The organism is Asanoa sp. NPDC050611 (genome assembly GCF_040654855.1).
Lineage (GTDB): Bacteria > Actinomycetota > Actinomycetes > Mycobacteriales > Micromonosporaceae > Asanoa.
Genome location: NZ_JBFAIU010000435.1, coordinates 1 through 5,406 on the forward strand (window position 1 = coordinate 1; position 5,406 = coordinate 5,406).

6 protein-coding genes are annotated in these 5,406 nt (G+C 72.5%); 5 read left to right on the plus strand and 1 reads right to left on the minus strand.

Annotation, left to right across the window (positions count from 1 at the left end; genetic code table 11):
• The 4 genes from AB0H87_RS37370 to araA all read left to right on the plus strand — a co-directional run.
• Positions 1-324: substrate-binding domain-containing protein (locus AB0H87_RS37370; RefSeq protein ID WP_360157056.1), on the plus strand; the 324-nt coding region annotated here is incomplete at its 5' end.
• A gap of 2 nt (positions 325-326) precedes the next feature.
• Positions 327-2,000 carry a ribulokinase gene (araB, locus tag AB0H87_RS37375; protein ID WP_360157060.1) on the plus strand — a complete coding sequence of 558 codons (1,674 nt, stop codon included), beginning with the start codon at positions 327-329 and terminating at the stop codon, positions 1,998-2,000.
• Positions 1,997-2,677, plus strand: a complete 681-nt coding sequence (locus AB0H87_RS37380) for an L-ribulose-5-phosphate 4-epimerase (protein ID WP_360157063.1) — start codon at positions 1,997-1,999, stop codon at positions 2,675-2,677. Before araB ends, AB0H87_RS37380 begins: the two co-directional genes overlap by 4 nt.
• A gap of 11 nt (positions 2,678-2,688) precedes the next feature.
• Entirely contained in the window at positions 2,689-4,179 is a 1,491-nt protein-coding gene (araA, locus tag AB0H87_RS37385) for an L-arabinose isomerase (RefSeq protein WP_360157066.1), read from the plus strand.
• A gap of 47 nt (positions 4,180-4,226) precedes the next feature.
• On the opposite strand, the gene AB0H87_RS37390 is transcribed toward araA, so the two are convergent.
• Positions 4,227-5,051, minus strand: a complete 825-nt coding sequence (locus tag AB0H87_RS37390) for an SDR family NAD(P)-dependent oxidoreductase (RefSeq protein WP_360157069.1) — start codon at positions 5,049-5,051, stop codon at positions 4,227-4,229.
• A 72-nt stretch (positions 5,052-5,123) separates the two neighbouring features.
• Here AB0H87_RS37390 and AB0H87_RS37395 point away from each other — a divergent pair.
• Positions 5,124-5,406, plus strand: a 283-nt coding sequence (locus tag AB0H87_RS37395; protein WP_360157072.1) for a LysR family transcriptional regulator, incomplete at its 3' end; no start/stop codon positions are given.

The window sequence follows — 5,406 nt, forward strand, 5'->3', positions numbered from 1 at the left end:
CGCGGCGGCGAGTCGGTGACCGCTGTGTTCGTCGCCAACGACCAGATGGCCTTCGGGCTGCTGAACGCGTTCCACGAGGCGGGGCTGCGGGTGCCGGAGGACGTCAGCGTCGTGGGGTTCGACAACGTGCCCGAGGCGCCGTACTCGATCCCGCCGCTGACCACGGTGCGGCAGGACTTCGCCGAGCTGGGCCGGCGCGGCGTGCAGCTCGTGCTCGGGGTGCTCGCGGGACAGGAGGCGCGGCCGCGACCGGTCGCGCCGCAGTTGCTGGTGCGGGGCACGACCGCGCCACCGGCTCGCGGTCGGGGCCGCGGGGAAGGTTGAGCATGCGAAACGCGTACGTCGTCGGGGTCGACTTCGGCACCTTGTCCGGGCGGGCGGTGGTGGTCCGGGTCGCGGACGGTGCTGAGCTGGCCAGCGCGGTGCACCCGTACGAGCACGCCGTGGTCGAGGACCGGCTGCCCGCCACCGGCGAGAAGCTGCCGCCGGACTGGGCGCTGCAGATGCCGCAGGACTGGCTGGCCGTCCTGCGCACGGCGGTGCCGGCGGCGGTGGCCGCCAGCGGTGTCGATCCGGCGGACGTGATCGGCATCGGCACGGACTTCACCGCCTGCACGGTGCTGCCGACCACTGTGGACGGCACGCCGCTGTGCGCGCTCGAGGCGTGGCAGGACCGGCCGCACGCGTACCCGAAGCTCTGGAAGCACCACTCCGCGCAGCCGCACGCCGACCGGATCAACGCGCTGGCCGCCGAGCGGGGTGAGACCTGGCTGGCCCGCTACGGCGGCCGGATCTCCAGCGAGTGGGAGTTCGCCAAGGCACTGCAGGTCCTGGAGGAGGACCCCGCGGTGTACGCCGCGACGCAGCGGTGGGTCGAGGCCGCCGACTGGATCGTCTGGCAGCTGTGCGGCCGCTATCTGCGCAACGCCTGCACCGCCGGCTACAAGGGCATCTACCAGGACGGTGCCTACCCGACCCCGGAATACCTGGCGGCCTTGAACCCCGGATTCGCGTCGTTCGTGACCGACAAGCTGGAGCACGAGATCGGGCAGCTCGGCGCCCTCGCCGGCGGGCTGACGGCGGAGGCGGCCGCATGGACCGGTCTCCCTGAAGGCATCGCGGTGTGTGTGGGCAATGTGGACGCGCACGTGACGGCGCCGGCAGCGCAGGCGACCCAGCCGGGTCAAATGCTGATGGTGATGGGCACCTCGACCTGTCACGTGCTGAACAGCGACACGCTGGGCGAGGTGCCCGGCATGTGCGGCGTCGTGGACGGCGGGATCGTGCCGGGGCTCTACGGCTACGAGGCCGGGCAGAGCGGCGTGGGCGACATCTTCGCGTGGCACGTCGACAACTTCGTCCCACCGTCCTATCTGGACGCGGCTGCCGCCGCCGGCGTGGGGATCCACGACCACCTGACCGCGCTGGCCGCCGCGCAGGAGGTCGGCGAGCACGGCCTGGTCGCGCTCGACTGGCACGGCGGCAACCGGTCCGTCCTGGTCGACCACGAGCTGTCCGGCGTGCTGGTCGGTGCCACTCTCGCTACGCGGGCCGAGGACGTCTACCGGGCGCTGCTGGAAGCGACCGCGTTCGGCACGCGGACCATCGTCGAGGCGTTCGAGAGCAACGGCGTGGCGGTGGCGGAGCTGGTCGTGGCCGGCGGGCTGCTGCGCAACGCGTTCCTGATGCAGATGTACGCCGACGTCTGCCGCCGCCCGCTGTCGGTGATCGGCTCGGAGCAGGGCCCGGCGCTCGGCTCGGCCATCCACGCGGCGGTCGCGGCCGGGGCCCACCCCGACGTGCACGCCGCCGCTGCCGCGATGGGCAAGGTCGAGCGCGCCGTCTACGTGCCGGACGAGAAACGCGCGACGGCCTACGACGCGCTGTACGAGGAGTACCGGCTCCTGCACGACCACTTCGGTCGGGGCGGCAACGACGTCCTGCACCGGCTGCGCGACATCCGCCGCACCGCGGCGACCGGCTCGAAGGAGGACGCGTGAGCATTCCCACCCAGGCCGAGCGTGGGCTGCACCAGGAGCAGCGCGCGCACGTCGCCGCCCTGCACGGCGAGCTGGTCCGCTACGCGCTGGTCGCCTGGACCTCCGGCAACGTCTCCGAGCGGGTGCCGGGCGAGGACCTGTTCGTGATCAAGGGCAGCGGCGTCTCCTACGACGCGCTGGACTGGGCGGGCATCACCGTCTGCGACCTGGACGGCAACGTCGTCGACGGCGTACGCAAGCCGTCCAGCGACACGGCCGCGCACGCGTACGTCTACCGGCACCTGCCGGAGGTCAACGGCGTCGTGCACACGCACAGCCCGTACGCCACCGCCTGGTCCGCCCGTGGCGAGGCGATCCCGTGCGTGCTGACCGCGATGGCGGACGAGTTCGGTGGCCCGATCCCGATCGGCCCGTTCGCGCTGATCGGCGACGACTCGATCGGCCAGGGCATCGTCGCCACGCTGGCCGGCCAGCGCTCGCCGGCCGTGCTGATGCGCAACCACGGCGTCTTCACGATCGGCGACAGCGCCCGGTCGGCGGTCAAGGCGGCGGTGATGTGCGAGGACGTGGCGCGCACGGTGCACCTCTCCCGGCAGCTCGGCGAACCGCTACCGATCGCGCAGGCCGACATCGACTCGCTCTACGAGCGGTACCAGAACGTCTACGGGCAGCGGTGAAAGGACAGATCGTGATCGACGACCCCTATGCCGGCAAGGAAGTGTGGTTCCTGACCGGCAGCCAGGGCCTGTACGGCGAGGACACCCTCGCCCAGGTGGCAGAACAGTCCCAGCGGGTGGCGGCCGCGCTCGACCTGCCCGTCCAGGTCGTCTGGAAGCCGGTGCTGACCAGCTCCGACGCGATCCGCACGGTGATCGGCCAGGCCAACGAGACCCCGGCCTGCGTCGGCGTGATCACCTGGATGCACACGTTCTCGCCGGCCAAGATGTGGATCGCCGGGCTGGACGCGCTGCGGAAGCCGCTGCTGCACCTGCACACCCAGGCCGACGCCGCCCTGCCGTGGGCGACGATCGACATGGACTTCATGAACCTCAACCAGGCGGCGCACGGCGACCGGGAGTTCGGCTTCGCGCTGACCCGGCTGCGGGTGCCGCGCACGACGGTCGCGGGGCACGTCAGCGACCCGACCGTGGCGGCGCGGATCGGCTCCTGGGCCCGGGCGGCGACGGGTGTGGCCGAGGCGCGGTCGCTGCGACTGACCCGGTTCGGCGACAACATGCGCGACGTCGCGGTGACCGAGGGCGACAAGGTCGAGGCCCAGCTGCGGGTGGGCGTGTCGGTCTCGACGTGGGGCGTCAACGACCTGGTGGCCGCGGTGGACGCGGTGCCCTCGTCGGTGGTCGACGACCTGATCTCCACGTATCTCGAGCTGTACGACCTGGACGCGGACCTGCGGCCCGGCGGCGCTCGGCACGACAGCGTCCGCTACCAGGCCCAGGTCGAGGCCGGGCTGCGCTCGTTCCTCGGCCCCGCGCGGGCGTTCACCACCAACTTCGAGGACCTGGGCGGGCTGCGGCAGCTCCCGGGCCTCGCGGTGCAGCGGCTGATGGCCGACGGCTACGGCTTCGGCGGCGAGGGCGACTGGAAGACCGCGGCGCTGCTGCGGATCCTCAAGGTGGTCGGCCACGGCCGGCCCGGTGGCACGTCCTTCATGGAGGACTACACGTACCACCTAGTCGGCACTCCGAAGATCCTCGGCGCGCACATGCTGGAGGTGTGCCCGTCGATCGCCGGCGAGCGGCCCCGGATCGAGGTGCACCCGCTGGGCATCGGGGGTCGCGAGGATCCGGCCCGGCTGGTCTTCAACGCGGCCACAGGCCCCGGCGTCGTGGTCGGGTGGGCGGACCTGGGAGACCGGTTCCGCTTCGTGGCCAACGACATCGACCTCGTCGCGCCGGACGAGCCGCTGCCGAACCTGCCGGTGGCGCGCGCGGTCTGGACCCCGCGGCCGGACTTCTCGACGGCGACCGAGGGCTGGCTGACCGCCGGCGGCCCGCACCACACGGTGCTGTCGACGGCGGTGACGGCGGACGAGATCGGCATCATCGCGGACCACCTCGGCATCGAGCTGGTGCACATCGACGCCGACACGACCCGCCGGGGGCTGGCCAAGGAGCTGCGCTGGAGCGCCGCGTATCACCGGCTGGCCCAGGGCATCTGACGTCCGGCAGGGGCAGGGGCGCGTTCGGGCGCCCCTGCCACCCCGCCTCAGGCGATCGCGGTCGACCGGCTCAGGTGCTCCCAGGCCGCGACCTCGGCGAGCGACTCGGCGTGGTGGGCGCGCACCCCGTCGACGGCGTCACCGCCCAGCAGCAGCCGCAGCGGCGGGTTCTCGCTGTCGAGCGCCTTGAGGATCGCCGCCGCGCCCTTCGCCGGGTCGTTGGGCTCGGCGTCGGTCAGGTCGACGGTGTGCTGGCGGGTCGCACCGGCGGTGTCGCGGTAGGCGGCCAGCTCCGCGGTGACGTGCTTGTTGCCGTTGAACGCCGTGCGGAAGGCGCCGGGCTCCACGATCAGCACGCGTACGCCCAGCGGGGCCAGCTCGGTCGCCAGCGACTCGGAGAAGCCCTCGAGGGCCCACTTGGCCGCGTGGTAGGCGCCGAAGCCCGGGTAGGTCCGGCGGCCGCCGAGCGAGCTCATCTGCACGATCGTGCCGCTGCCCTGTGCGCGCATCAGCGGCACGACGGCCTTGGTGACCTCGGCCGCGCCGAAGAAGACCACGTCGAGCTGCTGCCGCAGCTCGGCCATCGTGAACTCCTCGACCGCGCCGACCACCAGCGAGCCGGCGTTGTTGACCAGGACGTCGATCCGGCCGTACGCGTTGATCGTGGTGTCGATGGCCTGCCGTATCGAGGCGGGGTCCGTCACGTCGAGGGCGGTGGTGGTGATCCGCTCGTAGGTCGCGAGGTCCGCGATGCTCTCGGGCCGGCGGGCGGTGGCCATCACCCGGTCGCCGGCGGCGGCCGCGGCCAGCGCCAGCTCCCGGCCGAAGCCCGAGGAGCATCCGGTGATCAACCAAACTCTGTCGTTCTGCATGGGGACGATGCTGCGACCGGCGGGTCCGGCGCGGCCAACACCGGTTGCCTGGCGCAGCGGTAGGTTCGGGCTGTGACCCCTGATCTTCGGCAGTTCCGGTACTTCGTGGCCGTCGCCGAGGAGTCCTCGTTCACCCGGGCGGCCGCGCGCCTGATGATCAGCCAACAGTCGCTGTCGCAGCAGATCACCGCGCTGGAGCGGATCCTCGGTGCGAAACTGTTCGACCGGGACAGCCGGGGCACGAAACTGACCGATACCGGGACGTTGTTCCTGCCCGAGGCGCGGGCGGTGCTGGACCGCGCCGACGACGCCGTCGCGCTGGTGCGGCGGGCCGCGCGCGGCGAGACAGGCTCGC

What these genes read in the sequence shown, in the direction of transcription:
- AB0H87_RS37390 (WP_360157069.1), bottom strand. Translation starts at nt 5,051, where the DNA reads ATGCAGAACGACAGAGTTTGGTTGATCACCGGATGCTCCTCGGGCTTC.
- araB (WP_360157060.1), top strand. Translation starts at nt 327, where the DNA reads ATGCGAAACGCGTACGTCGTCGGGGTCGACTTCGGCACCTTGTCCGGG.